The organism is Alteribacter salitolerans, from assembly GCF_016901055.1.
Classification (GTDB): Bacteria; Bacillota; Bacilli; order Bacillales; family Salisediminibacteriaceae; genus Alteribacter; species Alteribacter keqinensis.
Genome location: NZ_JAFEUX010000007.1, coordinates 197,164 through 223,263, shown reverse-complemented (window position 1 = coordinate 223,263; position 26,100 = coordinate 197,164). Strand labels below are relative to the sequence as shown.

The 26,100-nt window shown below is 45.4% G+C and carries 27 protein-coding genes and 1 riboswitch; of the genes, 8 read left to right on the top strand and 19 right to left on the bottom strand.

The features are described from left to right. Positions 1-180: 180 nt before the first annotated feature. From dapF to JSY36_RS14880, 3 genes are all read right to left on the bottom strand, one after another. Positions 181-1,047, bottom strand: coding sequence for a diaminopimelate epimerase (gene dapF, locus JSY36_RS14890; RefSeq protein ID WP_236784930.1), 867 nt, complete (start codon positions 1,045-1,047; stop codon positions 181-183). Between the two features lie 25 nt (positions 1,048-1,072). Beyond that, positions 1,073-1,309, bottom strand: a complete 237-nt coding sequence (locus tag JSY36_RS14885; protein ID WP_122898752.1) for a hypothetical protein — start codon at positions 1,307-1,309, stop codon at positions 1,073-1,075. Positions 1,310-1,488: 179 nt separating this feature from the next. After that, positions 1,489-1,725, bottom strand: coding sequence for a YuzB family protein (locus tag JSY36_RS14880; protein ID WP_205166964.1), 237 nt, complete (start codon positions 1,723-1,725; stop codon positions 1,489-1,491). A 231-nt stretch (positions 1,726-1,956) separates the two neighbouring features. Here JSY36_RS14880 and JSY36_RS14875 point away from each other — a divergent pair, with 231 nt between their 5' ends. Then, entirely contained in the window at positions 1,957-3,027 is a 1,071-nt protein-coding gene (locus JSY36_RS14875) for an FAD-dependent oxidoreductase (RefSeq protein ID WP_205166963.1), read from the top strand. Positions 3,028-3,233: 206 nt separating this feature from the next. Here the strand turns inward: JSY36_RS14875 and JSY36_RS14870 are convergent, their stop codons facing one another. Beyond that, positions 3,234-3,572, bottom strand: a complete 339-nt coding sequence (locus JSY36_RS14870; RefSeq protein ID WP_205166962.1) for a YuzD family protein — start codon at positions 3,570-3,572, stop codon at positions 3,234-3,236. Positions 3,573-3,719: 147 nt separating this feature from the next. Between JSY36_RS14870 and JSY36_RS14865 the strand changes: the two genes are divergently transcribed. Further along, positions 3,720-4,004, top strand: a complete 285-nt coding sequence (locus tag JSY36_RS14865) for a NifU family protein (protein ID WP_236784928.1) — start codon at positions 3,720-3,722, stop codon at positions 4,002-4,004. A gap of 41 nt (positions 4,005-4,045) precedes the next feature. Here JSY36_RS14865 and JSY36_RS14860 read toward each other — a convergent pair whose 3' ends face one another. After that, positions 4,046-5,026, bottom strand: a complete 981-nt coding sequence (locus tag JSY36_RS14860) for an NAD(P)-dependent oxidoreductase (protein WP_205166961.1) — start codon at positions 5,024-5,026, stop codon at positions 4,046-4,048. A gap of 129 nt (positions 5,027-5,155) precedes the next feature. After that, positions 5,156-6,190, bottom strand: coding sequence for a spore coat putative kinase YutH (gene yutH / locus JSY36_RS14855; protein WP_205166960.1), 1,035 nt, complete (start codon positions 6,188-6,190; stop codon positions 5,156-5,158). Between the two features lie 182 nt (positions 6,191-6,372). On the opposite strand from yutH, the gene JSY36_RS14850 reads away from it, so the two are divergent. Continuing rightward, positions 6,373-6,870, top strand: coding sequence for a phosphatidylglycerophosphatase A family protein (locus tag JSY36_RS14850; RefSeq protein ID WP_205166959.1), 498 nt, complete (start codon positions 6,373-6,375; stop codon positions 6,868-6,870). A 260-nt stretch (positions 6,871-7,130) separates the two neighbouring features. On the opposite strand, the gene JSY36_RS14845 is transcribed toward JSY36_RS14850, so the two are convergent. Both JSY36_RS14845 and JSY36_RS14840 read right to left on the bottom strand, forming a co-directional pair. After that, entirely contained in the window at positions 7,131-7,898 is a 768-nt protein-coding gene (locus tag JSY36_RS14845) for a TIGR01457 family HAD-type hydrolase (protein ID WP_205166958.1), read from the bottom strand. A 27-nt stretch (positions 7,899-7,925) separates the two neighbouring features. Next, entirely contained in the window at positions 7,926-8,372 is a 447-nt protein-coding gene (locus tag JSY36_RS14840) for a DUF86 domain-containing protein (RefSeq protein ID WP_205166988.1), read from the bottom strand. A gap of 184 nt (positions 8,373-8,556) precedes the next feature. On the opposite strand from JSY36_RS14840, the gene glpX reads away from it, so the two are divergent. From glpX to JSY36_RS14825, 3 genes are read left to right on the top strand one after another with little or no spacing between them, the layout of a single operon-like run. After that, complete coding sequence (gene glpX, locus JSY36_RS14835; protein ID WP_122898772.1) at positions 8,557-9,528, top strand: class II fructose-bisphosphatase; 972 nt, start codon at positions 8,557-8,559, stop codon at positions 9,526-9,528. A 23-nt stretch (positions 9,529-9,551) separates the two neighbouring features. After that, positions 9,552-9,818, top strand: a complete 267-nt coding sequence (locus JSY36_RS14830; protein WP_122898774.1) for a DUF3055 domain-containing protein — start codon at positions 9,552-9,554, stop codon at positions 9,816-9,818. 53 nt (positions 9,819-9,871) lie between these two features. After that, positions 9,872-10,141 carry a hypothetical protein gene (locus JSY36_RS14825; protein ID WP_122898776.1) on the top strand — a complete coding sequence of 90 codons (270 nt, stop codon included), beginning with the start codon at positions 9,872-9,874 and terminating at the stop codon, positions 10,139-10,141. Positions 10,142-10,264: 123 nt separating this feature from the next. Here JSY36_RS14825 and JSY36_RS14820 read toward each other — a convergent pair whose 3' ends face one another. Beyond that, the gene (locus JSY36_RS14820) at positions 10,265-10,561 is read right to left on the bottom strand and encodes a YutD family protein (RefSeq protein WP_122898778.1); all 297 of its coding nucleotides are present in this window, start codon (positions 10,559-10,561) and stop codon (positions 10,265-10,267) included. 640 nt (positions 10,562-11,201) lie between these two features. On the opposite strand from JSY36_RS14820, the gene JSY36_RS14815 reads away from it, so the two are divergent. After that, positions 11,202-11,831, top strand: coding sequence for a YhcN/YlaJ family sporulation lipoprotein (locus JSY36_RS14815; RefSeq protein ID WP_205166957.1), 630 nt, complete (start codon positions 11,202-11,204; stop codon positions 11,829-11,831). A gap of 101 nt (positions 11,832-11,932) precedes the next feature. Here JSY36_RS14815 and lipA read toward each other — a convergent pair whose 3' ends face one another. After that, positions 11,933-12,811 carry a lipoyl synthase gene (lipA, locus tag JSY36_RS14810; RefSeq protein ID WP_026688470.1) on the bottom strand — a complete coding sequence of 293 codons (879 nt, stop codon included), beginning with the start codon at positions 12,809-12,811 and terminating at the stop codon, positions 11,933-11,935. Between the two features lie 257 nt (positions 12,812-13,068). Between lipA and JSY36_RS14805 the strand changes: the two genes are divergently transcribed. Next, positions 13,069-14,073: a M23 family metallopeptidase gene (locus JSY36_RS14805; RefSeq protein WP_122898784.1), complete on the top strand. Its 1,005-nt coding sequence runs from the start codon at positions 13,069-13,071 to the stop codon at positions 14,071-14,073. A gap of 138 nt (positions 14,074-14,211) precedes the next feature. On the opposite strand, the gene JSY36_RS14800 is transcribed toward JSY36_RS14805, so the two are convergent. The 9 genes from JSY36_RS14800 to JSY36_RS14760 form a co-directional block, all read right to left on the bottom strand. Then, positions 14,212-15,552, bottom strand: a complete 1,341-nt coding sequence (locus tag JSY36_RS14800) for a sodium-dependent transporter (RefSeq protein WP_205166956.1) — start codon at positions 15,550-15,552, stop codon at positions 14,212-14,214. A gap of 355 nt (positions 15,553-15,907) precedes the next feature. After that, positions 15,908-17,470 carry a Na+/H+ antiporter NhaC family protein gene (locus JSY36_RS14795; protein ID WP_205166955.1) on the bottom strand — a complete coding sequence of 521 codons (1,563 nt, stop codon included), beginning with the start codon at positions 17,468-17,470 and terminating at the stop codon, positions 15,908-15,910. Positions 17,471-17,676: 206 nt separating this feature from the next. Further along, positions 17,677-17,855, bottom strand: a riboswitch (Lysine riboswitch). 80 nt (positions 17,856-17,935) lie between these two features. Beyond that, positions 17,936-18,772, bottom strand: coding sequence for a sporulation protein YunB (gene yunB, locus JSY36_RS14790; protein WP_122898790.1), 837 nt, complete (start codon positions 18,770-18,772; stop codon positions 17,936-17,938). 226 nt (positions 18,773-18,998) lie between these two features. Next, positions 18,999-20,141 (bottom strand): mannitol-1-phosphate 5-dehydrogenase, encoded by a 1,143-nt coding sequence (locus JSY36_RS14785; RefSeq protein ID WP_205166954.1) that lies wholly within the window; start codon positions 20,139-20,141, stop codon positions 18,999-19,001. Continuing rightward, a complete protein-coding gene (locus JSY36_RS14780; protein WP_205166953.1) occupies positions 20,142-20,570 on the bottom strand; it encodes a PTS mannitol transporter subunit IIA in 429 nt (142 codons plus the stop codon). It lies immediately after the preceding gene. Between the two features lie 12 nt (positions 20,571-20,582). Continuing rightward, on the bottom strand, positions 20,583-22,646 hold the full coding sequence (locus JSY36_RS14775) for a BglG family transcription antiterminator (RefSeq protein WP_205166952.1): 2,064 nt from the start codon (positions 22,644-22,646) through the stop codon (positions 20,583-20,585). Positions 22,647-22,675: 29 nt separating this feature from the next. After that, the gene (locus tag JSY36_RS14770; RefSeq protein WP_205166951.1) at positions 22,676-24,115 is read right to left on the bottom strand and encodes a PTS mannitol transporter subunit IIBC; all 1,440 of its coding nucleotides are present in this window, start codon (positions 24,113-24,115) and stop codon (positions 22,676-22,678) included. 657 nt (positions 24,116-24,772) lie between these two features. Next, positions 24,773-25,255 carry a dihydrofolate reductase gene (locus JSY36_RS14765; RefSeq protein ID WP_122898800.1) on the bottom strand — a complete coding sequence of 161 codons (483 nt, stop codon included), beginning with the start codon at positions 25,253-25,255 and terminating at the stop codon, positions 24,773-24,775. Then, on the bottom strand, positions 25,252-26,046 hold the full coding sequence (locus JSY36_RS14760; RefSeq protein WP_122898803.1) for a thymidylate synthase: 795 nt from the start codon (positions 26,044-26,046) through the stop codon (positions 25,252-25,254). Before JSY36_RS14760 ends, JSY36_RS14765 begins: the two co-directional genes overlap by 4 nt. Positions 26,047-26,100 lie beyond the last annotated feature (54 nt).

Below are 26,100 nucleotides of genomic sequence, written 5' to 3'. Positions count from 1 at the left end.
GATGAAGCCCGCATGCCCTTCGCTTTCCGCGGCGGTGCCCGCAAGCCTCCTCGAGCTAAAACGAAGGCACTGAAAAAGTTTAGTCTTTAACTTTTTCCAGTGCATCCTAAAGCTCTGCGGAGTCTTTCCTTGCCCCCACGCCCACAGCAGTCTCTGATAGAGTACCCTGCTTTAACACGCTTAAGACCGGACTTGTCTCGGAATGTAAACTCCGTCACAAATTACTTCTGCGGGGCCTGTCATCCAAACTTCCCCTTCAAGGTCCCAGCGGATGGTTAAGTCCCCTCCAGCAAGGTGAACCGTAATTTCCTCGTCACGCTTTGAATGCCCGTTTAATACAGAAGCTACAGCTGCCGCACAGGCGCCTGTGCCGCAAGCCTGGGTAATTCCCGAGCCGCGCTCCCAAACACGGAAGTGCATCTCATTGGAAGATACGATTTCAACGAATTCAACGTTCACCCAGTCTGGAAAACGTATATCTTTTTCGATTACCGGTCCGAGTGTTGTCAATGGGGCCTGGTTAATATCATCAACAAAAAACACCGCGTGGGGATTACCCATGGAGATTGCTGTAAGGGAAAGTTCTTCCCCTCCTGCCTCAAAAGGTTCCGCTACTACTATTTCTGCATTTTCCCCGGTCATTGGGATGGCCTTCCGTTCCATAACAGGCTGCCCCATATTGACAGTCACTGCTTTAACTTTCTCATCGGCCAAGTGAACTTCGGCCGTAACATTTCCACTTTTCGTTTCAATTGTCATTTCCGTACTGTTCACAAGTCCTCTCTCAAAGGAAAATCTGGCTACACACCGAAGACCGTTTCCGCAGTTTTTTGCTTCTGATCCGTCATTATTAAAAACCCTCATCCTGACATCAGAGGTTTCAGACGGCCCAATCAGGATCATTCCGTCAGAACCGATTCCCTGAAACTGATCAGCCACTTCGACTGCCAGGGAAGGCAGCTGCTCCTCTTGGAGAGTTACCTCAAACTCGTTTACATAAATGTAATTATTCCCAAGTCCGTGCATTTTTGTGAAGGGTACTTTCATGTTCATCACTCCATACTTCTTTATATTACCTTAATGGTTCAGACGTCCAGAAATAGTCGTCGTCTGCTTCAAGGATGATCATCGTTTTTAAACAGCATGGCATGTTGAGCCTTTGCTTTACATGCTCTTTCGCTCTTTCCAGATCGCGGTTTTTCATATTTGTAAGAACATTCTCTTCTCCGCAGAACGGGCATTCAGAAAGGTAAATGTCGCCCATTTGCTTATCATAAGGCCATGTATGACTAAAAGGAATCACTTTCATATGCAGTCTCACTCCCTTGCGTTGATTTTAGCATGTATAGATGAGGAAAACAGCTTCTCTAATACCATTGAAGCTTTATTAAAAAACGTTGACTGGAATGATACCTGTGTTTAACAGAGGCAAATAAAAAAAGTGCCTCATCAAGGCATCGATCCGCCTTATGAGACACCCTCTCTTCATTAAAACATCGGATTTTCTTCCAGATGTTTATAAATATTATCGTAAAGCTCGTCGTTCGTCTCACCAGTCACTACGTCTCCATTTACAAGGGCAAAACGCTTTCTGGCACACTGACCGCAAAAGCTAAGACATCCATATTCAATCACATCGAGGTTCGGATCTTTTTCAAGCCGTTCGCGAACTTCCTGCGTTCCGCTTGCCAAGTTACTAACGCAAAACTCGATTATTGGTTTCATTCCTGCATCACCTCTTCGATGGTCAACCATAATCCTATCGTCTCACATATACCGTGTCAACATTCACGCTCATGATCGTGTAAAAAATTCGTAAAAATATTGTTATTTCGACAAAAAGTTGATAAACTTTAAACGTAGTAAAACGTTTACATATATTTCAACGTGTTTATAATCAAGGGGGCTGCCCCTTGTATATAGAGAGATACGCACATCCAAGAGGAGGCTGATCGTGTGAGAGATTTACTTATTTTAGGCGGCGGGTATGGCGGTTTACGGGTCATTCAACGGCTGCTTGCACAGAAAGACTTAAAGGATGTAAACATTACGTTAGTGGAAAAAGAGGCTTATCATAGTCTGAAGACGGAGTTTTACGCACTGGCTGCCGGTACTGTTGCCGATAAGCACCTTCGTGTAGCCTTTCCAAACGATGTCCGCCTTGAACTTAAATATGAAACCGTTACAGGTATTCACCTTGACGACAATAAGGTTGAACTGGCAAGCGGCGAGGAACTTTCATACGATGACCTTGTGATTGGTCTTGGCTGTGAAGATAAGTATCACGGCGTTCCAGGAGCAGATAAGTATACCCTCAGTATTCAGACAATGAGACGCTCCAGAAAAACCAACCAGGTTATTCAAGCCATCCATAATGGAGGAACAGTCGCCATTGTCGGTGGGGGCCTGAGCGGGGTTGAGCTTGCCAGTGAACTTCGTGAAAGCCGCCCTGACCTTAAAATCAAGCTCTTTGACCGCGGTGAAAACATTCTCTCCATGTTCCCGGCGAAACTCTATAACTATGTAACGGACTGGCTCATCAAAAACGACGTTGAAATCATTAATAAAGCCAACATTACAAAAGTAGAAGAGAATGTTTTGTATAACCATGATGAAGCTATCTCGACTGATGCCATCATCTGGACTGCAGGAATTCAGGCCAACAAGCTTGTGAGAGAGCTTGATGTGGATAAAGATAACCAAGGCCGTGTAAACGTAACCGAGCACCACTTAATCCCGGGATATGAAAACGCTTTTGTTGTCGGTGACTCTGCACGGTTAAAACAGGCACCATCAGCTCAGCTTGCGGAAGCTCAAGCCGAGCAAATTGCCATGCTTCTTCAAAAGAAGTGGAACGGCGAAGAGTGGCCGAAGGAATTGCCGCGTATTAAGCTGAAAGGCGTTCTCGGCTCACTTGGAAAAAAACACGGTTTCGGTTTAATGGGAGAAAAATCATTAACAGGCCGTGTACCGCGAGTACTCAAATCCGGTGTACTTTGGATGTATAAATATCACTCAGGATCGTAAAAACAATATAACGATTGTAGAGACATTTCCTCAATAAAAAAAGCCTCCAACAGCGGAGGCTTTTTATTTGTCTCTGTTAAAGGTAGATGCCAATTTACACTCATGGCACTTTCCAAGGACCGCTCGATACTGAGCGTATTGCAATTACGAGATCTCCCCGGAACACAAAAACATGGAAAAAACCCTCCCGGCACATGCTACTTCCATCACCCTGAGGCTTGAGACGTATTTTCAGCAGCAGACTGATGCTGCTTAATTTTTTCATAAATACTTGAAAGCTTCGGATTTCCTTCAGCCACCACTTCACCGTTTAACACAACAAGAGGATAAAAGAATTCATCATCCAGAATTCGCTCTGCAAATGAAGCCTGCTCTTCCCCGTCCGGCGAATCGATATCACAGTAGACGAACTCAAATTTCTGTTCTGGAAACTTACGGGTAATTGCTGCTTCGAGCCACTCTTTTGTTTCAAAAGCAGTCGGTAAATGAATACAGCTGGCACACTTAACTTCTGCGCCGTATATAGTGATTATAATCGGTGTCATAAGAGAACCTCCCTGAAAAGTCGAGGATAAAAACGTTTACACCCTTATTTTATCATAGATATATGTTATACTCATGGTGAATCCCATTTACAGAAAAATGGGTGAATGAAAGAAAAGATTTAAGCACGTTCATGGATTTTTTAGCGTATGGATATTATAATGAAAGATAAAGAAAGGAGTGTTTATTCAATGGCAACTGAAACAACTATGGAACAACAAGTACAGGAAGTATTAGATAAACTGCGTCCGTTCCTGCTGCGTGACGGCGGAGACGTTGAGCTTGTAGACATCGACGAAGACGGTGTTGTAAAAGTACGTTTGATGGGAGCTTGCGGTTCATGCCCAAGTTCAACAATCACTCTTAAAGCAGGTATCGAGCGTGCATTGCTTGAAGAAGTACCTGGTGTAACAGAACTTGAACAAGTATTTTAATTTGAATCCCTCTGCATAAGCAGAGGGATTTTTTGTTGCAGTTATACGGTTTTCTTGTTTACAAGTGCTTTTGGCCGGTATCCTTTCAAAATGTGAGCGATGTTCCGGCTCGCAAGCTCAGCCATGGCATGTCTTGTTTCCACAGAAGCACTGCCGATATGCGGAAGTGCAACTACATTTGGAAAAGAAAGCAATGGATGGTCCGGCTTAACCGGCTCTTCTGCAAATACATCGAGCCCTGCACCTGCGATCAGTCTCTCATGTAATGCATGAACAAGTCCTCTTTCGTCCACAAGTCCGCCTCTTGAAGCATTAATAAAGAACGCAGTGTTCTTCATTTGTTTAAACACGCTGTATGTAAACATCTGTTTGGTTTCTTTAGTCAGGGGAGCAAGACAAACAACAAAATCCGCTTCTTTTACAAGCTCTTCAAAGCCTGCATACCGTGCCCCCGTTATGTTTTCAGCTTCACGGTTTCTCGATCGGTTGTGATAAAGAATGTTCATATCAAAGCCGGCCGCACGTTTTGCCACTGCCGAGCCGATCCGCCCCATCCCTACAATGCCGATTGTTTTATGGTGAACGTCTGTTCCTGCCAAAAGCATGGGAGCCCACTCTTTCCAGTTTCCTTCGGCCAGGTAGGCAGCTGCTTCGGGCAGACGTCTTGCCGCACTTAATAACAGTGCAAATGTTAAGTCTGCTGTAGTATCTGTAAGGATGTCCGGCGTGTTGCAAACGAGTATGCCCAGCTCATCAGCTGCCTCAATATCGATGTTGTCGAAACCTACGGCCATGTTCGAAACCACCCGGAGCTTTGAAGCAGATTCCAGAAGATCCCGGTCAATGGAGTCACTCACCATTGTCAGCAGACCATCCGCTTTTTCAGCTTCTTCTTCAAGACGTGCCCGGGGGACGGGTTCATCGTCTTTTTCCCACATCACTACGTTTGCCATTTCCAGCAGCGGCTCAATTGTCTTTTCCGGCAGGGTACGGGTAATAAAGATATAAGGTTTACTCCTCACTGCAATCGCCTCCTCTCTACATTATAATTGACCCGGCTTTAAACGAAAACACTTTTAGAAAGAGTTAAGCCGCCCCAATTAAAAAGATGACCTGCAAGGTTTCAATATTCCCTTCCAAGCCATCTCTTTTTACCCCAGCCATCCTGGCAGACGCATACGGGTTCGTTCATCAATCATATAGTGAAGAACGTTGTTTACATTTTTCTCGTAACTGCCGGAATCGTAAATTGCAGTACGAAATTCACTGGCAAGCTCTCCTTTTTTCCGTTCGTCTACACTTTGGTAATATTCTTCTACAGTATCAAAGTAATGAAGGGGAAAAAGAAGCCTGGCAGCTACAAGCTTACGATCCACCACCGTCAATGGCCTCTCCTGATCATAGGTAGTAAGCATCTCTGGAAACTGCAGCGGCCTGTTTCTTTCGTTACCGGAAGATTGTTTGAAATCATCACGGAGCCACTCCGATAAGTCTCTTGAAAAGTGATCATACACAAGCTGGCCCGGTACTTTTACAGCAGACGGAAACCGTTCATCTACAGTCAGCCAGGTTGAATCCTGGAAACGCCTGTGGCAAATCGTATTTCCCTGCTCCATAGATGCCGCCCCATCATCAATCGCAATGTCATTTAACAGCTGAATGGCATTCTCACTTAATCCCATATAGTACGGATACGTGAGAAGAAAATCCTCATCAAATGGGGTTTTAATTTGTTCATTTCTTATGTGCACATACCACGATTCCATCTGATCGAGTCTTTTTTCCCAGCGGTCCTTCCAGCTCTGGGCTCCAGACGGCGCTTTTCTTTTCCCTTGATGAGCATAGAACTGACCGCGCTGATGAAAAGTAGCCAGCCTTTTTCCTACAGGATCATAACTTCTCATCATCCTGGCTTCTGAAGGCAGGCGGTAAAGAGCCATCACAGTCCCATCAAGGTCCAACGTTGCTTTACCCGTATCAGTAGGCACAAGTTCGGGAATGCCGTCCTCACCCTGAGACAACAGCCAGTTAGCCATCTCTGCCTGCTGCTGAACCTGGCTCTGTTCCGAATGAACCGGGGTAAGCATATACCTTTCCCCGCTTGCTTCGATAATCGTAACCTGGTAGGCCTGTAGTATGTTTTCCGGATATAGTCGATAGTGATCAAACAGCGAACGTTCAAGCATCCTGCTTCCTCCCAATTTCACAGCTACTCTAAACCCAGCTTATGAAAAAACAGGTTGTCACGTGATAAAAGCCTGGCTGAGTGTCTAAGATTAACTCATATCGACAACACTGTATTGAAGAACACCAAATAAGCATCAAATTCATATAAATACCCAAAGGATAATAGAAGGTGATGAGTGCAATGAGTAAAGAAAAAGAAATGGACATTGTCGAAAAAACAGCACGCGGCTGGCTTTCCGACCGAGGAGTTAAAATTGACGACATAGCTGACCTCGTCTATTTTCTTCAGGTGAGATATTATCCCGACCTGACTATGGATATTTGTAAACACAACATTAACCGGGTCCTCGCAAAAAGGGAAGTACAAAACGCTATCTTAACAGGCATCCAGCTTGATAAATTGGCAGAGAAGGGCCTGCTTGAGGAGCCGATCCAGGGTATCATTGACCGGGACGAGGGCTTATACGGGGTTGATGAAATCGTCGCCCTTTCCATCGTAAATGTATACGGCTCCATCGGCTTTACTAATTACGGTTACATCGATAAAGAAAAACCTGGCATTTTAAAATTCCTCAACGACAAATCAAACGGCTGTCATACGTTCCTCGATGATATTGTTGGAGCGATCGCAGCAGCTGCTTCCAGCAGACTGGCTCACGGAGCCGAAGCAGTGGAATAAAAGAGGTTGACCCAAATGGTCGTTTTTTACCTTTTGGGCCAGCCTCGAAGCAATGAGCGGAGCCGCTGCCCTTTTAAAAAAGCCCGGAAGGAATTGGTTTTCTCCTGCCGGGCGAGCAGCGTGCGGAGCCATTGCCAATCCGCCATAACCACTCTTTAAAGCCTATTTTGAAACCCCTGCATTGACAAGTGTTTTTTTCGTTTTGGTCGGAGCCAATCTGCTTTAGGACTCATGATACACATTTTTTATGTTTTAAGTGCCTATTCGAACCGCCACTCATCCAGGCCGCCTATGGAATGAGTCGGCTGTTCATCGTAGTCAGTGAGCTGTTCTTTCGATGTGACTCCTGTATGAACAATAATGGTGTCCAAACCTGCATGAATTCCTGCAAGAATATCTGTATGATAATTATCTCCGACCATCACTGTTTCTTCTTTTGCTGTCCCAAGAACATCAAGAGCCTGATTCACTATAATCGATTCCGGTTTGCCGATAAAGGTTGGTTTCACTCCGGTAGATACAGTCACAACAGATGTAAGAGAGCCATTCCCCGGGAGAAGTCCCCGTTCTGTCGGAATAGCCACGTCACCATTTGTAGAAATAAATGTCGCTCCGTTTCGGACAGCAAGACAGGCTGTGCTTAATTTCTCATATGAAATGGCACGGTCAATTCCCACTACCACCACATCGGCGGTTTCATCACCAGGCTTCATCCCTTTTTCTTTCAGTGCCTGCTTAATTCCCTCTTCCCCTATGGTAAAAACGGTTGCACCGGGCTTTTTTTCCGAAACATAGTTGGCTGTTGCCATACTTGTCGTGAACACGTGATCCGGTGTTGAAGGAATCCCCATGCTCACGAGCTTGTCTGATACTTGTTCAGGAGTTCTTGAAGAATTGTTCGTGACAAATAAATAAGGAATCTTTTTTTCCACCAGCTGGTTAACAAACGTTACTGCTTCCGAAATTTCCTCCTTGCCTCTGTACATTGTTCCGTCAAGATCAATTAAGTACCCTTTGTATGCTTTCATCTATGTTCTGCCTCCAGTATGTCTAAGTCAGTCTGTTTTGTTAGGTAAAAATGCCGATACCGGCCCCAGTTCATTTTCTAAATACATACGTACCCGCCCTGGAAAACGAAGAAGAACCGGCATTTGCTTTTTGTAATCCTCTTTTAATTTGCCGTGGTCAATATCCGTGTACTCCTGAAGCAGGGTTTTCCGCCATGGAAGCAGCGCTTTAATTCCTTCCTCTTCTTCTTTCGTAATCACCCGTTCATCGAGAAGAATATCCACAATGTCCTCAAAGCTTCCGGGATCTCTCATAATGAAGCCGTCGATCATCTGGTTGCCCACGTCCATCATCGTTTCAATAATCATATGACCGGCGCGTTCAAGAATGAAAGGCATATCCGGTTCATTATCATACTGACCTGCCAGCTCAGTGAGCAGCGTCTCTAAGTAGTTCAATCGTTTTTCAATTAGTTCACGGTCAACAAAATACATAATCATCACCTGTCTTCTTTAATCTCGAATTAGTATAACACATTGGCCTTTTTCCAGATAAATCTTTCATCAAATATCGTAAAATCGATTTATTTAGTGTGAAATGTTTGTTATTATGATGAAGGATTAATTATGGAAAGCTATTCTTTTATTATATCGTTATTTTACAACTGGAGGAATCAACGTGGATCGAGAATTAGCATTAGAAATTGTACGTGTAACCGAAGCAGCAGCTCTGGCCTCTTCCCAATGGATGGGTCGCGGCCGAAAAATAGAAGCGGACGACGCAGCAACCACTGCTATGCGCTCAATGTTCGACTCCGTTAACATGCAGGGAACGGTTGTCATCGGTGAAGGTGAACTGGACGAAGCACCAATGCTTTATATCGGTGAAGAACTGGGTTCAGGTAATGGTCCGGAAGTTGACATCGCCGTGGATCCGCTGGAAGGAACAAGCATCGTAGCGAAAGGACACCCGAATGCCATGGCCGTCATCGCCATCGCAGACCGTGGTACCCTTCTTCACGCTCCTGACATGTATATGGAGAAACTCGTTGTAGGTCCGGAAGCAGCCGGCCTCGTACGCCTTGATGACCCAATTGAAAAAACGATTGATATTATTGCAAAAATGAACAACAAACGTGTCCGAGACGTAACGGTGATCATTCAGGAACGGGAACGGCACGCTGAACTCATCGAACGCATCCGTGCAAAAGGTGCCCGGGTTAACCTCTTTGGGGATGGAGACGTAGGCGCATCTATCGCAGTTGCCATGCCTCGAACGGGTATTGACTTGTTTGTTGGAACAGGCGGTGCTCCTGAAGGTGTCATTTCTGCCGCAGCAATCAAGTCCCTAGGGGGCGACATGCAGGCCCGCCTTGTACCGATGAACGATGAAGAAGAAGCACGCTGTAAAAAAATGGGCGTCGAAGATACGTCCCGCATATTGCAGCTCAACGACCTTGTAAAAGGTGACGACGCTATTTTTGCAGCAACGGGGGTGTCCACCGGAGAACTGCTTGAAGGTGTCCGTTTCCTCGGCGGCGACCTCGTTGAAACAGACTCCATTGTTATGCGTGCAAAAACAGGCACAGTACGATATATTAAAGCTCATCACCGTCTTAACCAGAAGCCTCATTTGCAAGAGCAGGAGTAAGACGATAAGGAAGGGTGAGTCCCATGTCTGAGCGTTTTTATCTGTACAATGACCAAGAAGAAACAAAGACCCGCTTTGTCAGCTTTATGGGCGAAGAGCAGCGGTTTGACCTGGCCATTACAACAACGAACCGCTACTACGGAAAAAAACTCGTTATGAATATGCTCTCCAATCGCTTCGCTATAATCGGCAGTGATGACCTGGACGAGCCAGGCTACATCGAACACGCTTATAACCTGAGCGAAGAAGAAGCAAAAGAGCTCCGTGAATTCCTCTTTGAAGTTGTTTAACGTTCATAGTCAGCACCTCCTTTACACATACTATGTGCAGGAGGTGTTTTTTCTTGCCCGATAAAGATGAACGCAAGTATACAGACTTTATTGTTGTTGAAAAAAACAAAAATTTTGTTCTTCCGGAAATTACCCCGGAAGGCCCCTACGGCTCTCCCATTGAGCGCCCATTGGGAAAAAGCAGTCCATGGCATGAAGGACAGCGCTCTTACAGCGCCTTTAACTATGAATACAAAAACCTTCACGAAGGTCTGGACCGGAAAGATCCCGGCTCCCATCCGACCCACGATGACAAACGCTACAATGGCGGCGGACGGCAGTAGTTTTCACAAAGAAAAAAGTGTTCCTGCAGTGCACTGCAGGAACACCCTTTATTTATCTGGCTTGTGAGATTGGAGAGCCCGGTGTTGTACTATACGGGTTCACAGTGCCATTTATTTTTTGGATTAAGACGACTTTTTCTTCTCTTTTTCCTTTACTTTCTTTATCACAAAGTAAGGGCAGCCAAAGTTGCAGTATTCATATAAGTATTCCGGCAAAGAACTGATTTTGGATTCAAAAGGAGATTTTCGGTTCTGATCTTCAAAAAAGCCTTTCAGCCTTAATTGATTATATCCCCAGTCGCCGACGATGTAGTCATACTTATTCAGCACATCGCTGTACCGCGCTTTGAAATCTTCTTCAACCCAGCCGTCTTTTATGTTCTCGATCAGCTCGTATTCATTTCCCTGTATACGAATCATGGCAAACACCTCTCTCTACTCTCTTTATCTTGCCTTATCTCACTAAAAAATTCAATGTTTTCCTAAAGTTTTATGAGGTGTAAGCCGCGGGAGTCTCGTTCAGCAGGTTGCATGGTGTTTTGGAAATTATCCGTCTTTTCAAGGAGTTATTCAACACCCTTGGATTGTTTGTTCATCGAGTTTGAGCGGAGTTGACTGATGTTTTGGAAATTCATCTGCCTAGTTATTCATCGCCTTCAGCTGTTTGTTCATCGAGTTTGGCCGGTTGTTCATCGACTTTCCCCGGTTGTTCATCGAATTTCCACATACGCTGGCAGATCCCCGGTATTCTTGCAGGTCTTCATCAGTTTGCGTATTTATATCCAAATCCCACATATCTCAGTTCATCTCGTGTGGACTGTCCTCTCCTCACGGACATATCAACCATTTTTTCAGTTTTATCTACCATATTTACCCTCTGTCCTCTGTTAAATGGCGGATTTGTCCACCTCCAATGGATTGTCCTTTCTTCGCATACATATCTGCCAAATTTTACGATTAATCTACCACTTTTTACGGTTCTCCACCTCTTAAAACCGGTACAAATTACCGCTCCTAAGGTATCCCGAAATGGAGAACCTATAGTCAGGAGGTGGAAAAAATGAAACGATTACTCACAGCATCCCTTGTGTGTACTTTGGCACTTACAGCCTGCGGGCAAATGAATGATACTGCGCGACAGGACGGCGGCAATGCCCAGTGGAATTCACTTAGCACAGGTAACACGACTGATGGCTATAACGTCATTAACCGTCAGAGTGCCGACCATGATGAATACAATAAATACGGGTTTGTCCGTGAATCAAAAGAGACAGCCAAGCAGAAGAAGTATCCGGGTTATGCCGTTTATGACAGGGAGCTTCTTGCAAACAGTATCAGTGAGATGGCAGCCGTTATTCCATCCGTTGATGAATGCGGCACGCTCGTGACAGACGATAAAATCTTTATGGTTTACAGCCGTAACAGCGGCCACGAAGACATGGATCGCAATGAAGTGGCGGACCAGGTAAGAAAAACAGCATTATCCGTTGTTCCTTCTTACTACGAAGTGTACGTGTCTGATGATATGGAAATGATGGATGAAATTGAGCGCTTCGGCAGTCTGTATCCCGACTCTGAGGAATATAACAACACTCTGGAGCAGACAGCAGATCAGTTTAAAGATTATCCCCAGGGTGAGCCTATCAGCAGTGACGAAATGCATGATGGCAATGACGATTATATGAATTAATGGCACGAGGCCCCTTCGTTGAACAGGGGTCTTTTCTTTTTTTTACAGGCTTCGTTTAAATGAAAAAAATGACCCCCTGTAGTGGAGGTCATCTTTAATCATTAGCTTTGTGCTGCGTTTACCTGCTCATCAGCGTGGTAGGAAGAACGTACCAGCGGGCCTGATTCACAGTGCTTGAAGCCTTTGGAGAGTGCAATTTCTTTAAGCTCGTTGAACTCTTCCGGAGTCCAGTACTTTTTGATTTTAAGGTGTTTCTTGGTTGGCTGCAGATACTGGCCGATTGTCATGATGTCAACATTGGCAGCACGCAGGTCATCCATCGTTTCGATAATTTCTTCTTTTGTTTCCCCAAGTCCGATCATAATGCTTGATTTTGTTGGGATTTTTGGCTGCATTTCCTTGGCGCGTGCCAGAAATTCAAGAGAGCGGTCGTATGTAGCACGGGCACGGACACGTGGAGTCAGGCTGCGAACCGTCTCAATGTTGTGGTTGAGGATATCTGGTTTTGCATCCATGAGAGTCTCAAGGTTCTCATAGCGTCCCATCATATCTGAAGGGAGCACTTCCACCGTTGTAAACGGACTTTTGCGTCGAATAGCACGAACGGTTTCTGCAAACACTTCGGCACCGCCGTCTTTCAGATCGTCCCGGGCAACCGCTGTAATGACAGCGTGTTTAAGACCCATCAGGTGAACCGACTCCGCTACACGTTCCGGTTCCTGCAGATCAAGCTCTGTGGGCAGACCTGTCTTAACTGCACAGAAACGGCATGCACGGGTACATACATCTCCCAGAATCATAAATGTTGCTGTTTTTCGTTCAGCCCAGCACTCGTGAATATTCGGACAACGCGCTTCTTCACAGACAGTATGTAATTTCTTTTCACGCATCATCTTTTTCAGTCCTGTATAGGACTCGTTTGTATTAAGTTTTATTTTCAGCCAGTCGGGCTTACGAATGTATTCTTCTTTTTTCGCCATAAGGTTCACTCTCCTGATCAAATTTCCTTGTTTCCAAAAAAAGAGAGCCAGCTCTTTTTCTGACAGTAAACACGTCTGTTTCAGTATGCCAATGAACGATAGAATCATTAGTAACTTTAACATGAAAACTCAGAAATCTCAAAGGGGTCCGCTTATTGGAAGGATTTGTCGGGAGGGTTTTCCTTCATTTTTTCCAACACTATAGACACGTGATTTATATGAGTATTTTTTACTCATGCTGAAAGGAGATGCCTTATATGAAACGTGTCGCTTGCTGGCTGTGTGTTTTTCTATTTCTAGCCCTTTTCATCCCTGTAGAAAGCTATGCGTCGGTTCTTCAAGAACGTTCATCTGAAGAAATCTTTGCAGAGCGGATGGCACTTTATAAAAAAACTGAAACACTTACCGGTGTTCCCTGGTACTACATAGCAGGTGTGGACAGCTATGAACGCGGGCTCAGAAGGGCACGTCGGGACTTGGCTGATGAAGAGGGATATGTAGGTATCTTAATTCCGGCTGAAAGGTGGGCCGGTATGGAAAACCCCGATCCTGACGATTCAAACCCTGTTTCAATTTCGCTTTTCAATGGAATTGGCCTTGATGGTAACGGAGACGGCCTCGCCGAACAGACGAACGATGAGGATGTCCTCTTCACTTTTGCCCAGAGGCTTGCTGCTTTCGGCACTGATGAGGAGAACATGCGAATTGGATTATGGGATTATTATCAGCGCGATAAAGCCATAGAGCTCATCAACGGACATGCGGAAGTGTACCGTACCTTCAATACGCTTGATCTCCGTAAGAGAGTGTTTCCTCTGCCGCTCAATTATAACTACAGTTACAGAGGAACGTGGGGACATTCCCGCGGCTGGGGCGGACGCAGAATTCATGAGGGAACCGATCTTTTTGCTGGATACGGCACCCCCGTCAGGTCTACCACATACGGAATTGTGGAACTTAAAGGATGGAATAAGTTTGGTGGCTGGCGAATCGGGATACGTGACACAAATAACGTCTACCACTACTACGCCCACCTGACCGGATTTGAAAAAGGAGTGGAACGTGGGACAATCGTTGAACCGGGGACAGTTGTGGGCTACGTCGGAAGCTCAGGTTACGGAAAACCCGGGACCCAAGGGAAGTTCCCGCCCCACCTCCACTACGGAATGTACAAAGACAACGGCTACTTCGAATGGTCATTCGACCCCTATCCCTCACTCCGGGCATGGGAAAAAATCGAACGCCAGTCCCGCCGCAAATAAAAATCCAAGAAAAGTTCGGGGGTCTGTCCCCGCACAATTTGCGGGGAAGGGTTGACAGGAGCCTTTTGTATGGTCCTGAAAATCAAATAAAAAGGCCTCTCCGGAATTCCATTTCCGGAGAAGCCTTTTTGTCTTTTTTTATCCAAGAATGTTGAGAAGAAGAATCACGGCGATTCCCAATGGTGCTACAATTCGCAGGAACCAGATCCAGGCCGTTCCTAATGCTGAATTTGTAAGACCTGTTTCCTTAAGGGCATCGACTTTATTCCAGCCCCACCCCACAAACAGTGCAATCACAAGACCGCCCAGAGGCAGAAAGTACTTATCTGTCAGTGTATCAACTGCATCAAGGAACGGCAGTCCGAAAATCGTAAATTCTGATAGCGGACCTCCCTGACTCAAAGCAGAAGGAATACCAAACAGGGTCACAACCGCCCCGACCACTACGGCAGAGAAGCGTCTCGTCCAGTTAAACTTGCGCATCGCATATGCAACACTTACTTCAAGCAAGGAGATTGCAGAAGATAATGCCGCAATGGCTACAAGGAAGAAGAACAGAATGCCGAACAGCGTTCCAGTGCCGCCCATCTGGTTAAATACTTCTGGAAGGGTGATGAAGATCAGCCCAGGGCCGGCTCCCGGCTCAAGACCAAACGTAAACACTGCCGGGAAGATCACAAGACCTGCCACAATGGCAAACAATGTATCAAACGTGACAACTGTTCCTGCTGCACTTGGCAGGTTTGTATCTTTAGGCAGATAACTTGCATACGTAATCATAGCTCCCATACCCAGGGACAGGGTAAAGAAAGCTTGTCCGATGGCAGCTGCATACACACCCGGCTGGGCAAATGCACTCCAGTCCGGTGTGAACAGGAATGTCAGACCTTCTCCTGCACCGTCAAGCGTCAGGCTGTAGCCTGCAAGGAAAATCAGAATTACAGCCAGTAAAGGCATGAAAATCTTGTTTGAAAGTTCGATACCTTTTTTTACACCACTGAAAACAATAGCCACAACAAATATCATGAAGAGTACTTGCCAGAAAACAGGCCCTGCAGCTCCACCGATAAAGGCACCGAAGAAGTCCCCATATTCTCCTGTACCTACATTCCCCGTAGCACCGGTTACATAGCTGTAGAGGAAGTATACGACCCATCCGGCGATAACACCGTAAAATGACAAAATTAAGAATGCAGACGCAACGCCCAGAAATCCACCGATTGCCCATGGTTTTTGAGGGGAAATTGCGTTAAAAGATCCTACTACGTCCTGCTGCCCTTTCCGGCCTATCGAAAATTCAGCAAGCAATACCGGCAGACCAACGAGGAAAATACATAAGATATAAATAAGTAAAAAAGCAGCTCCTCCACTGTCTCCCGCTACGTACGAAAAACGCCACACATTTCCGAGTCCTACAGCCGAACCTACGGCAGCGAGGATAAATCCAAGCTTGGAAAACCTTTCACGGCCATTACTCATAATAAAACCCCTCTCTCTTTCTACGGAATTTTCCACCCTGGAAATTGTCAATATTTTCTGACTGCTATTACCTAAAAAAGAAGCAAACATAATCAGGTCATTCGCTTTTTTTTGACAAATTTCGACGTGGTTACATTGTCTTATTATAAGTAGCCCAGTAGTATTTGTAAAGGTATTTTCAGAAAATTAATGTAATCTGAATATACCAATTTTATCCGGTATCTGGCAAGATAATCATTTAAAATGGCACAAAAGGAGCAGATGCTCTGAAAAGTAATTATTATTAAACGAAAATAAAAAAAGAGGGTGATCATAAGGTGATTTTTCACCTTATGAATCACCCTCAGATTTAATTTTAAGCATCAACCGGCTTTATAACTGTTTTCAGAATAAAGACTGACAGTGCAAATACCACAAGCGACGCGGCAATGGCTGCAAGGAAGCTTCCTGTAAAGCCGATTACAAGGAAACCTGCAGACGCAATCACTGCAACGAGAACCGCATACGGCAGTTGCGTAAGCACGTGATCGATATGATGGCTTCCCGCACCTGTAGAAGACAAAATTGTCGTATCTGAAATTGGAGAACAGTGATCTCCGAAGATTGCTCCTGCAAGGACGGCGGCCAATACCGGAAGAAGCAGCGTAACATCCGTCTGAGCTGCAATTTCTCCTGCGATCGGCAGCATGATTCCGAATGTTCCCCAGCTTGTCCCAGTTGTAAATGCCATAAATCCTGCAATGAGGAACAATACAACCGGCAGATAAGCAAGGTTCATGTTGTCATTTACCACTTCAGCTAGGTAAGCACCTGTGCCGAGTTCGCCGATAATTTCGATGATTGTCCAGGCAAAGATCAAAATGTAAATGGCCGGAAGCATCGACTTAACTCCAGCCCATAAGCCTACGCCGAAATCTTTAACCGGCACTTTGCGCATAAAGGCAATGGCGATGGTTACTGCCATACTGATGAGACCGCCATAAAGGAGTGAAGCCGCTACATCTGTATTTTCAAACGTAGCAAGAAGGCCCGCTTCCCCTTCAGTACCTTGAACGCCTGTTACGATCATGAATAGAACTGTGGCTGCAATTAACGTGACGATCGGCCATACCAAGTCGCCTACACGACCTGAAACAACCGGCTGAGCATCTTCACTGTCCCCGGGAACAGCTCCTTTTTCTTTATCCACAAGCTCGCCTGTCGTAAGCGCACGAAGCTCATGTGTACGCATCGGACCGAAATCCAGACGGAACCAAGCAACCGCAAAGACCATAAGAATGGCAAATACAGCGTAAAAGTTCATCGGTGCCATCATAATAAACGCCTGAAGAGCACCAAATTCAGTGACTCCATGCTCCATTAGTACATCGTTACCGATAATCGTAATAATGTAGGCTCCCCAGCTTGAAAGCGGAATGAGCACACACATGGATGCTGCTGTTGAATCGACGACATAGGCAAGCTTCGCCCGTGAAATCCGGTGACGGTCAGTCAGCGGACGGCTCACGTTACCTACAGTCAGGCTGTTGAAGTAGTCATCAATAAAAATGATAATCCCAAGGAAGGCAGTGACAATCTGTGCGCCGATTCGTGTTTTCACACGGCTCAGTGCCCACTCACCAAAGGCTCTGCTTCCTCCTGTCATTGTAATAAGTGAAGCAATTATTCCTAAAATAACAAGGAACAGCAGAATATAAAACTCCCAGGTGTTTACTCCTTCACCCGGTACATAAAAGATACCTGTCACTATAGAGATAACCTGAGACAGCGCTTCGTTGACGAAGAGCTCTTCGTTCTGATTGACCATAAGCGCACCGACAATAATTCCGATACCCAGTGAAAGAAGAACACGGCGGGTAAGGATAACCATAATAAGTGCCAATATCGGAGGCAGTAATGATAATGCTCCGTGATCCATAATAATTCCCCCTAATTAAAATAATGTATGATATTCGACCCGTTCTTGAAATAACCTTCAAGAGCGCGCAAAAAGCTTGACAATACTGCTGTGAGATGAGGCCGTTCATCCATCAATTCAAGGAACACTGTTTTTTCTCACAAAAAAAAGACATCATTGGATTCCAATGCTGCCTTTGTAAGCTAACACATGATCCCCAACAAGAAAGAGTCAGTAGTTCTCCACTGCGGTTTCCCGAGTGACAGTGATGCATTTTTTAAATGCAACCCCAGCCAGGCAGCGCTGGACACGCATACCCGCTTCGGCAAAGTCCCCTTTTTGTATCACTCACAGATGTCCGAATCTCATGATACATACTCTTTGACTTCGCGCCTCTACCTCACACACATCGTGATGAGGTACCATAACCGATTCAATTGTCAAACCGTAAATGATTGTATCAGAGGGTGTAAGGGAATGCAACCATTAATCACCTGGCAAATTTTCCTGGGTTGAAATGGTTTCAGTCTCAGATACATTCACCTCTCCGGTTTCCAAGTCCCTGGAAAGCACAGGGGTTACACCCGTTCCGTAAAACTCAGGCACTTCTCCAGGGATATACACATTGGCCACCGCAATCGAAGTGGTTACAGCAGCCGTATCCGTTGCAAACGGGATTACGATTTTCACATCCGCCTCTATTTCAACGCTGATACTGATCCATGTGTTATTGATCCCCAGAGGTACCGCTTCCCACCTCAGCTGGGATTTCACGTCACCGATGGCGGATAAACGGACAGGCACCCTTGGACCAAGGTGTGCCAGCAGAGCATTGTTCGTAGCCTGACCGAGTGGAATCATGTGAATGATGCCATCCTCGGAAAACGTTGCTCCCTCTCTTTCCACGTTCACATCTGTGGGAAGACCCACATCCCTCACCCTGCCGTGTTCAATATCATTTAAATACGATTGTACGCGCTGGGTTGTCTGCTGCAAAACTTTATTAAATATAACCGGGTTGAAGTTCATATACGTAATACTGCCATCAGGACCCATCTCTGTTTCAATGACCTCTTCTAGGTTCGTATTCTCAAGAATCTGTTTGGAAATCGCATCATTGATAGCAAGTGTCCCGATCCTCTGTGTCTCAGTCTTTGCAATGGATATAAGCGTCGGACGAATACCCTTTTCAACAATCACAAGACCCTGGGCAGTCATCAGAGAAAAAATTAAAAATGAAATTAAAAATACATAACGAAAAGGCAAAGGTCCTTTCCGTCTCCTCGATTTGACCGGCTTGAACGCCCGAAACCTCCGCTTCATCAGCCAAGCACCCCTTCCTCTCTTACATACCTATGCAAAATTGTCGGGGGACAGACCCCGCACAATTTAGAGAAAAAGAAGGTTTGGGTTTTAATTTAAAAATTACGCTTGAAAGTGCCTCCATTAGTTCACCGAGGTGAGGTATGCCCCCCCATAAAATCTTCCAATGAAATTTAACCCTCCCGACAAAAAACGAAGGCTGGCTGCCTTCGTTTTTTCCAATCCTTTATTTTTCCGTGTCATTGTACTTCTCTAAAATTGATTCGTATAAAGGAGAGTTTTCTTCCAGCTGTGAGTAGTGTCTCAAAACATAACCCACACCTTTTTCCTGTATCTCCTCAGCGAGTTTCACCGCTTCCGGATCGTCTTCGTTCCGGAAAGAGAGAGCCGCCACAATCACATCAACGAGAAAAGCAGGCTGCCCATTTCGCTTCATTAACTGTTCTGCGGGAGAGATCAACCTTTCCTTACGTCCCAGTTTCCGTAGAGGGGTGCGCCCTACCCGCTTCACGTCATCCACCAGTTTGGGATTTACAAAGCGTGCCAGTACCTTCTCGATATAGGCTTTTTGCTCATCTTTAGAAAAGCTGTCATACTTTGCTGTAAGCAACTTCCCCGTTTCCTCCAGCGCTCCACGTACAGACGTAAATACACCTTCATCTGCCATCGCCTCAGCAATTGTTTTGTACCCTTCCAAAGAGCCGAGATACGCTGCCGCTGCGTGCCCCGTGTTGACGGTGAAAAGCTTACGCTCAATATAAGGGGAAAGAGCTTCCACATATAGGATACCTGGAATTCTTACGTCCGGATTCTTCATTCCTTCTGTTTCAACAATCCATTCATAGAATGGCTCAACTGTTACATCCAACCCGTTTCCAACGACTTGTTCGGGAACAATCCGGTCTACTGCAGCATTTGGAAAGCCGGCCGACTCTTCAACAATCCTGCGTTCCTCATCATCTGCTTGATCCAGCACATACTGTTTCAGTTGTTCACTGCCCCCTACCATGTTCTCGCAGGCGATCACATCTACAGCTTTACCGCTTCTTTTTACCAGTCCTTCTTTTATTACAGGAGCAAGGAACTTAAGAACGTTCGGCCCCACAGCCGTTGTCACGATATCCGCTTCTGCAATTTCTGAGACAACTTTATCTGTTTCAGTACGGCTGTTCAGGCCTTTTACACCATGCACGGAATAACGCAGTTCTTCCTCCTGGGCGTAAACAATGTCATAATGCCTTTCACTGTTCATGGCGTTAATAACCTCATCATTCACATCTACAAATGTAATCGCTGCTCCCGCATCGTATAGCAGCTGGCCGATAAAGCCTCTTCCGATGTTTCCCGCGCCAAAATGGACGGCTTTCATTTAAACGATCTCCTCAAAAAGACTGAGCAGTTCTTCCGGAGACGATGCGGATACCATTTTTTCAATGTTTTCTTCTTCAGAACAGACGATGGCGATTTGCGAAAGGATTTCCAGATGCTCATTATCTTTTCCGGCAATACCAATCAATACTTTTACTTCATTTCCGTCAAAGTCCACTCCTTCAGGGACTTGTACGATGGAAATACCGGAGTGTTTCACTTCTTTCTTTGAATCTTCTGTTCCATGAGGAATTGCTACAAAGTTCCCCATATACGTTGAGGTAAGAGCTTCTCTTTCCTTCATCTTTTCAATATAACCCGGAGACACATACCCTTTTTCAACCAAAATACTGCCTGTTTGTTCAATGGCTTCTTCTTTCGTTGCCGGTGCCGCTCCAAGTACAATGTTTTCTTTCGTTAAAATACTCATATAAAACACTCCTCATAAAGATTTTAAATAATCGTTAAATACTTTTGATAATTGATGAAGAACATCATCTTTTTCCCCGTATTCAAATACATGAAGATTTTTCTCATCATGTACGATCGCAGCGCTGATCGAACTTAGAACCTGCAGCTCTTCTTTGCTCGAATCTTCTCCTGCCAACATACATAAAACCGTAGATATTTCCTGATCCCCGCCGTCCATTCCCTTTGTCATAAGAGATACGCTGATCCGTGCGATTGTAAAAACAGGCTGTTTTACTGCCAGTGTCCGGGCGTGGAAAAGAGCCATTCCCGTATTGGGTATGCCAAGTCCCCCCAGCTTTTCCCGCTCAATCAGTGCCTTAGAAACCTCTATTGCAGAATCGATCTTCTTTTCCTTTTCCATCTCAGTGCACAGACTGTCCACAAGACATCGGATGTCAGTTGAGTCAAACCTGTACACTTCAAATTGATTGAGCAGACTGACGATGGCATTTACCGATTTTGAATAGCCTTCAAAATGGTCAATGTGTAAACCGGCATTGGATTCTTGTTTTGTTTCCTTCGCTTTCGGTTTTAACTGCTGAAGGTGTTGATGAATCGCCACGCTTTCACTTTGGGGCAAAAACGGACTCACAACAAAATAATCCCGGTTCACGCTGGTCAATTTAATCGTAGAAAGAACCAGATCATAGTCATCAAGGTTCATATCCATCATTTCCTGAACAGAAATGGTCTGCACACGATCGATTAACGAAATTTCCTTTTGAATTCTCGAGGCAAGCATTTTTGCAGACCCGACGCCGCTCGAACAAATCACAAGTGCCGTATAACCTGCATTACGCCGTCTCTGATTCATCACCGATCCAAAATGCATCACTAGATAGGCCACTTCTTCATCGGGAATATCAAGACCGGGAAAAACGGCCTTTACACCTTCTTCAAGTGTTTGAAAAAGTACTGGGTATTCTTCTTTAATTTGTCCGGTCATAGGGTTATGAATCTTCATCCCTTCCTTGATTCGGTAGAGAGCAGGATACAGGTGTGTAACAAGCCCCTGAAGAAGGGAAGAATCTTTTTCAAGGTCCCCTGCTATTTTTTTATCAACATAACGAATGAGTTTCTTAGCATAAAGGACAGTGTCCATGTTCGCCTGATCGAGCTGCACATACTGTTCAGCACTGAGCTTCGCTCCCCTGAGGTGCATGGTAATATAGCCGGTTTCAGCTTGCGGGATCTGAATAGCGAGTTTCCCTTCCAGGCGCCGGGCAAGCTCTCCAGCAAGCTTCCATTCTGCCGTCTCCATCATCTCTTCCAGTCCGCCCTGCTTCATGGTGATTTCTTCACCCAGCTTAATTCGTTCGATGGATAAAGTAAGGTGGATGACTAATCCGATATAAGCAGAGTCGGCAATCTCATATGGAAGGTCTCCCCTTACATCCTGGACGGCTTCTTCCACAGCCGAGAGCATGTCCTTATCCACCAGATGCAGAAGGCGGGCTGAAACTGTATTCATGCTGCCCTCTTCATCAGGCTGACGGTGTATTAAGGAATAGAAGTCTTCTTCATTCACAAACTCTACCAAAAGCCGGCTCATAGCCCTTCGCTTATTCGTTTCTGTACCGGACAGGTCAATTCCTGATCCTCTTTTTCTTACAACACTCAGCTGAAAGTCCCCAAGCCAGTCATCAGCTCTCGACAGATCAGTACTGATCGTGGCAGCGGTGACATTCAATTCGGTTGCAAGAGTAAACAGTTTTACAGGTTCACGTAAATGAAGAAGTTTGCTGATCAGCAGTACTTTCCGTTCTTCAGGTGTATACTCTTCATGGTTCAGCTGGGAGATATACTTGTGTAACTCATCCAGCCGGGGCTGAGAAGCTTGAAGCTCAAGCCCCCTGCCGGATTGCTTAACCAGAGTCACACCAAAGGAATCTAAGATATCCTCTACGCCCTTCAAGTCGCGGTGGACGGTCCGGTCGCTGACCTGAATGGATTTCGCAATTTCCTTAATGGTAATGTCCTGTTTGGCCCTCAGCAATTGTTCAATGATTTTTCGTTCACGAGCAGAGATATACATGTTATCGTCTCCCGCAGTTCTTTTTCACATTATTTTAACCGCTTTACCAGCTCGTCGTATTTCGGTGAGCCGAGAAAGTTGTCAACGGAAATGTGGTCCGCATCCGGCAATTTGTCCTTTGCCCGCTCAGTCAGATCTTTATGAGTAATGACAATATCCGCATCAGCCGGCAGATTACTGATTGAAGTGTTTGTAACCTCAATATCAATTGACTCTTTCTTGAATTTATTCCTCAGAATGGATGCTCCCATGGCACTGGAACCCATGCCCGCATCACAGGCAAATACGACTTTATTTACCTCAGCATCTGCTTTCGATTGTTCTACAGTTTCTTTTTCTTCTTTCTCACTGTCTGCCAGACTTCCAACAGCAGCGCTTTTCTTCCCTTTCATATCCTGCATTTTCGCCGCAGCACCTTGAAGATCTCCTTCATCGTCAGGTGCCCCGCGCTTCAGGATCACAGAAGCAATCAGGAATGAAACGACCGTTGCCACAATAACCCCTGCATAAACACCAAGGAAATTACCTTGAGGTGTTAACAGCGTATAAGCAATGATACTTCCTGGTGAAGGTGAAGATGAAAGACCTGCATTAAAGAGTGTGAAGACGAAAATACCGCTCATTCCCCCGCCGATTGCCGCCAGAATCAGCAATGGTTTCATTAAGATATAAGGGAAGTAAATTTCGTGAATGCCCCCGAAGAAGTGAATGACACTCGCTCCTGAAGCTGACTGTCTTGCCATTCCTTTACCGAATACCATATAAGCTAACAGTATACCCAGTCCCGGTCCCGGGTTGGTTTCAAGCATGAATAAGATTGACTTTCCTTCCTGAAGCGCCTGCTCGGCTCCAAGAGGAGATAAAATGCCGTGGTTAATAGCATTATTTAAGAAAAGTACCTTCCCCGGCTCAATAAAGATACTGACCAAAGGCAGCAGTCCAGCATTGACAATCACTTGTACTCCGCCTGCCAGAACCGTTGTAAAGGCTACAATGACCGGTCCGATCCCGATGACTCCGAGCATGGCAAGAAGCGCACCGAGTATCCCTGCCGAGAAGTTATTGTAAAGCATTTCAAAGCCTTGTCTTACTTTTGGTAAGAACACATTGTCAATTTTCTTAATAATAAAACCTGCAAGTGGTCCCATGATCATAGCGCCCAGGAACATTGGAATGTCCGCGCCTATGATAACCCCCATTGTAGCAATGGCACCGACCACACCACCACGAACATCATAAATGATCTTACCACCTGTATACGCGATCAATAATGGCAGCAGGTAAGTAATCATCGGTCCTACAAGCTGCTCAAACGTCTCATTTGGCAGCCACCCTGTCGGAATAAACAAAGCTGTGATTAATCCCCATGCAATAAATGCCCCGATGTTTGGCATGATCATTCCGCTAAGGAAACTGCCAAACTTCTGTACTCTGGCCTTAACTGAACTTTTTTTCTTTTCTTCAGCCATTTATGATTCCTCCTCTTTGATTAAGGATTTCGTTTTCTTATACTTTTATAGTAAAAGGGAATGTATGCGCAATCAATTTAATCTAAAGCCAATTTCGTCAAACCACTTCATGACATTTCTTTGTTTGGCAGCTGGACAGCTTTATAGGAATAGGAGGAGGAGTGATTTAAGTTCGGGATGATTTATGGAGAACTTTTCACGGTTTATGCAGACTTTCCGGAGTTTTATGGAGAACTTATGTACATTTAAAGAGAATTCGTTATATTTCGACATTTAAGAAAACCGGACCTGAGGGGAATCGGATTCTCTTTTCAAGGCTGCTGGTTTTTTTATAGGTGTATCGGCCACTAATTCTGATTTATCGACCTCTAACAGAAATATATCGGCCATTCGACACACACCGCCTTCTTCCGCACAGCAAAACCGCCTCCACTAATCCGCTCTCCATTTAAATACCTTTTGCATTTTTATGAAGAACTTCCCCTCATTTATACATGTCCACTTTTATACAGAGCTTCCGCCGGATATAGACAGACTTCAGCAGTATTTATGCAGAACTTCCAGCGATCGAAAGAGGATGCCCGGAAACGACATTCCCTCCCTGCCGCCCTCCGACACAAAAATCCCCCCGTCACACAAATGGACGGGGGGATGCTGTTATCTCTTCCGGTCATAAACGAAAAATGTATGGGCGTATTTGTTCTCACTGTCCATTTTTCCTTCAAGCTTCTCAGTGATATCCCAGTTCTGTTCTGAAAATGGCGGGAAATACGTATCGCCTTGGAACGTATGGTGAATGCGCGTCACATAAAGACGGTCCGCTTTATCCATGAGCTGTTCGAATACCTTCTGACCGCCCAGGACCATGACCTCTTCTTTTTGAGCCAGGTCGTCAACAACAGCGAGGCTGTCCACCACTTCAATCCCGTCATGGTAAAAGTCAGGGTTGCTTGTAACGACGATGTTTCGTCGGTCCGGCAGCGGTCTTCCGATGGAAACAAACGTGTTTCTGCCCATAACGACGGTGTGACCCGATGTAATTCTTTTAAAGTGAGCCAGATCGTTTGGAAGACTCCAGGGCAGTTTATTCTCATGACCGATCACATTGTTCTCGTCCATCGCAGCAATCAATGAAATCATACACTCACCTCTCCTTTAATGTGTGGGTGAGGGTCGTATTCCACTAATTCAAAGTCATCAAACGTAAAGTCCTCGATCTTCGTAATGTCCGGGTTCAGTTTCATCTTCGGAAGGCTTCTCGGTTCACGGCTCATCTGCAATTTCACCTGCTCGATATGATTGCTGTAAATGTGTACATCTCCGAAGGTATGAACAAACTCCCCGTACTCCAGGCCGCATTCCTGAGCAATCATCATTGTAAGGAGAGCGTAAGATGCAATGTTGAAAGGCACCCCGAGAAACAGGTCCGCACTTCGCTGGTACAGCTGACAGGACAGTTTACCGTCCGCTACATAGAACTGAAACAGGCAGTGGCATGGGCTCAAGGCCATTTTATCCAGATCACCTACATTCCACGCGTTGACAACAAGCCGTCTTGAATCAGGGTTCTTCTTAATTTCTTCGATGACGTTTCTCAACTGGTCAATCGACTCCCCTTCAGGTGTCGGCCAGCTGCGCCACTGTTTTCCGTAAACCGGGCCAAGGTCGCCATTTTCATCAGCCCATTCATTCCAGATCCGTACATTATTTTCTTTAAGGTAGGCGATGTTTGTGTCACCTTTAATAAACCAGAGCAGTTCATGAATGATTGCCCTCAATGAAAGTTTCTTCGTAGTAAGAAGCGGGAACCCTTCAGCGAGATTAAAACGCATCTGGTATCCGAACGTGCTCACTGTTCCCGTTCCTGTACGGTCATCTTTCTTTGTGCCGTTTTCCAGCACATGTTCACATAAGTCGAGATATTGTTTCATATCCGCAGCCTCCTATTCTTAATTGAGGCCCCTGAAAAAGTACAAACCAACTTT

What these genes read in the sequence shown, in the direction of transcription:
- JSY36_RS14795 (WP_205166955.1), bottom strand. Translation starts at nt 17,470, where the DNA reads ATGGATCACGGAGCATTATCATTACTGCCTCCGATATTGGCACTTATT.
- JSY36_RS14885 (WP_122898752.1), bottom strand. Translation starts at nt 1,309, where the DNA reads ATGAAAGTGATTCCTTTTAGTCATACATGGCCTTATGATAAGCAAATG.
- JSY36_RS14830 (WP_122898774.1), top strand. Translation starts at nt 9,552, where the DNA reads ATGTCTGAGCGTTTTTATCTGTACAATGACCAAGAAGAAACAAAGACC.
- JSY36_RS14845 (WP_205166958.1), bottom strand. Translation starts at nt 7,898, where the DNA reads ATGAAAGCATACAAAGGGTACTTAATTGATCTTGACGGAACAATGTAC.
- JSY36_RS14865 (WP_236784928.1), top strand. Translation starts at nt 3,720, where the DNA reads ATGGATATTATAATGAAAGATAAAGAAAGGAGTGTTTATTCAATGGCA.
- JSY36_RS14780 (WP_205166953.1), bottom strand. Translation starts at nt 20,570, where the DNA reads ATGAGTATTTTAACGAAAGAAAACATTGTACTTGGAGCGGCACCGGCA.
- JSY36_RS14770 (WP_205166951.1), bottom strand. Translation starts at nt 24,115, where the DNA reads ATGGCTGAAGAAAAGAAAAAAAGTTCAGTTAAGGCCAGAGTACAGAAG.
- dapF (WP_236784930.1), bottom strand. Translation starts at nt 1,047, where the DNA reads ATGAAAGTACCCTTCACAAAAATGCACGGACTTGGGAATAATTACATT.
- JSY36_RS14805 (WP_122898784.1), top strand. Translation starts at nt 13,069, where the DNA reads ATGAAACGTGTCGCTTGCTGGCTGTGTGTTTTTCTATTTCTAGCCCTT.
- JSY36_RS14850 (WP_205166959.1), top strand. Translation starts at nt 6,373, where the DNA reads ATGAGTAAAGAAAAAGAAATGGACATTGTCGAAAAAACAGCACGCGGC.
- JSY36_RS14785 (WP_205166954.1), bottom strand. Translation starts at nt 20,141, where the DNA reads ATGAAAGCCGTCCATTTTGGCGCGGGAAACATCGGAAGAGGCTTTATC.
- JSY36_RS14820 (WP_122898778.1), bottom strand. Translation starts at nt 10,561, where the DNA reads ATGATTCGTATACAGGGAAATGAATACGAGCTGATCGAGAACATAAAA.
- JSY36_RS14880 (WP_205166964.1), bottom strand. Translation starts at nt 1,725, where the DNA reads ATGAAACCAATAATCGAGTTTTGCGTTAGTAACTTGGCAAGCGGAACG.
- JSY36_RS14800 (WP_205166956.1), bottom strand. Translation starts at nt 15,552, where the DNA reads ATGAGTAATGGCCGTGAAAGGTTTTCCAAGCTTGGATTTATCCTCGCT.
- lipA (WP_026688470.1), bottom strand. Translation starts at nt 12,811, where the DNA reads ATGGCGAAAAAAGAAGAATACATTCGTAAGCCCGACTGGCTGAAAATA.
- yutH (WP_205166960.1), bottom strand. Translation starts at nt 6,190, where the DNA reads ATGCTTGAACGTTCGCTGTTTGATCACTATCGACTATATCCGGAAAAC.
- JSY36_RS14765 (WP_122898800.1), bottom strand. Translation starts at nt 25,255, where the DNA reads ATGATTTCATTGATTGCTGCGATGGACGAGAACAATGTGATCGGTCAT.
- yunB (WP_122898790.1), bottom strand. Translation starts at nt 18,772, where the DNA reads ATGAAGCGGAGGTTTCGGGCGTTCAAGCCGGTCAAATCGAGGAGACGG.
- JSY36_RS14775 (WP_205166952.1), bottom strand. Translation starts at nt 22,646, where the DNA reads ATGTATATCTCTGCTCGTGAACGAAAAATCATTGAACAATTGCTGAGG.
- JSY36_RS14870 (WP_205166962.1), bottom strand. Translation starts at nt 3,572, where the DNA reads ATGACACCGATTATAATCACTATATACGGCGCAGAAGTTAAGTGTGCC.
- JSY36_RS14840 (WP_205166988.1), bottom strand. Translation starts at nt 8,372, where the DNA reads ATGTATTTTGTTGACCGTGAACTAATTGAAAAACGATTGAACTACTTA.
- JSY36_RS14815 (WP_205166957.1), top strand. Translation starts at nt 11,202, where the DNA reads ATGAAACGATTACTCACAGCATCCCTTGTGTGTACTTTGGCACTTACA.
- JSY36_RS14760 (WP_122898803.1), bottom strand. Translation starts at nt 26,046, where the DNA reads ATGAAACAATATCTCGACTTATGTGAACATGTGCTGGAAAACGGCACA.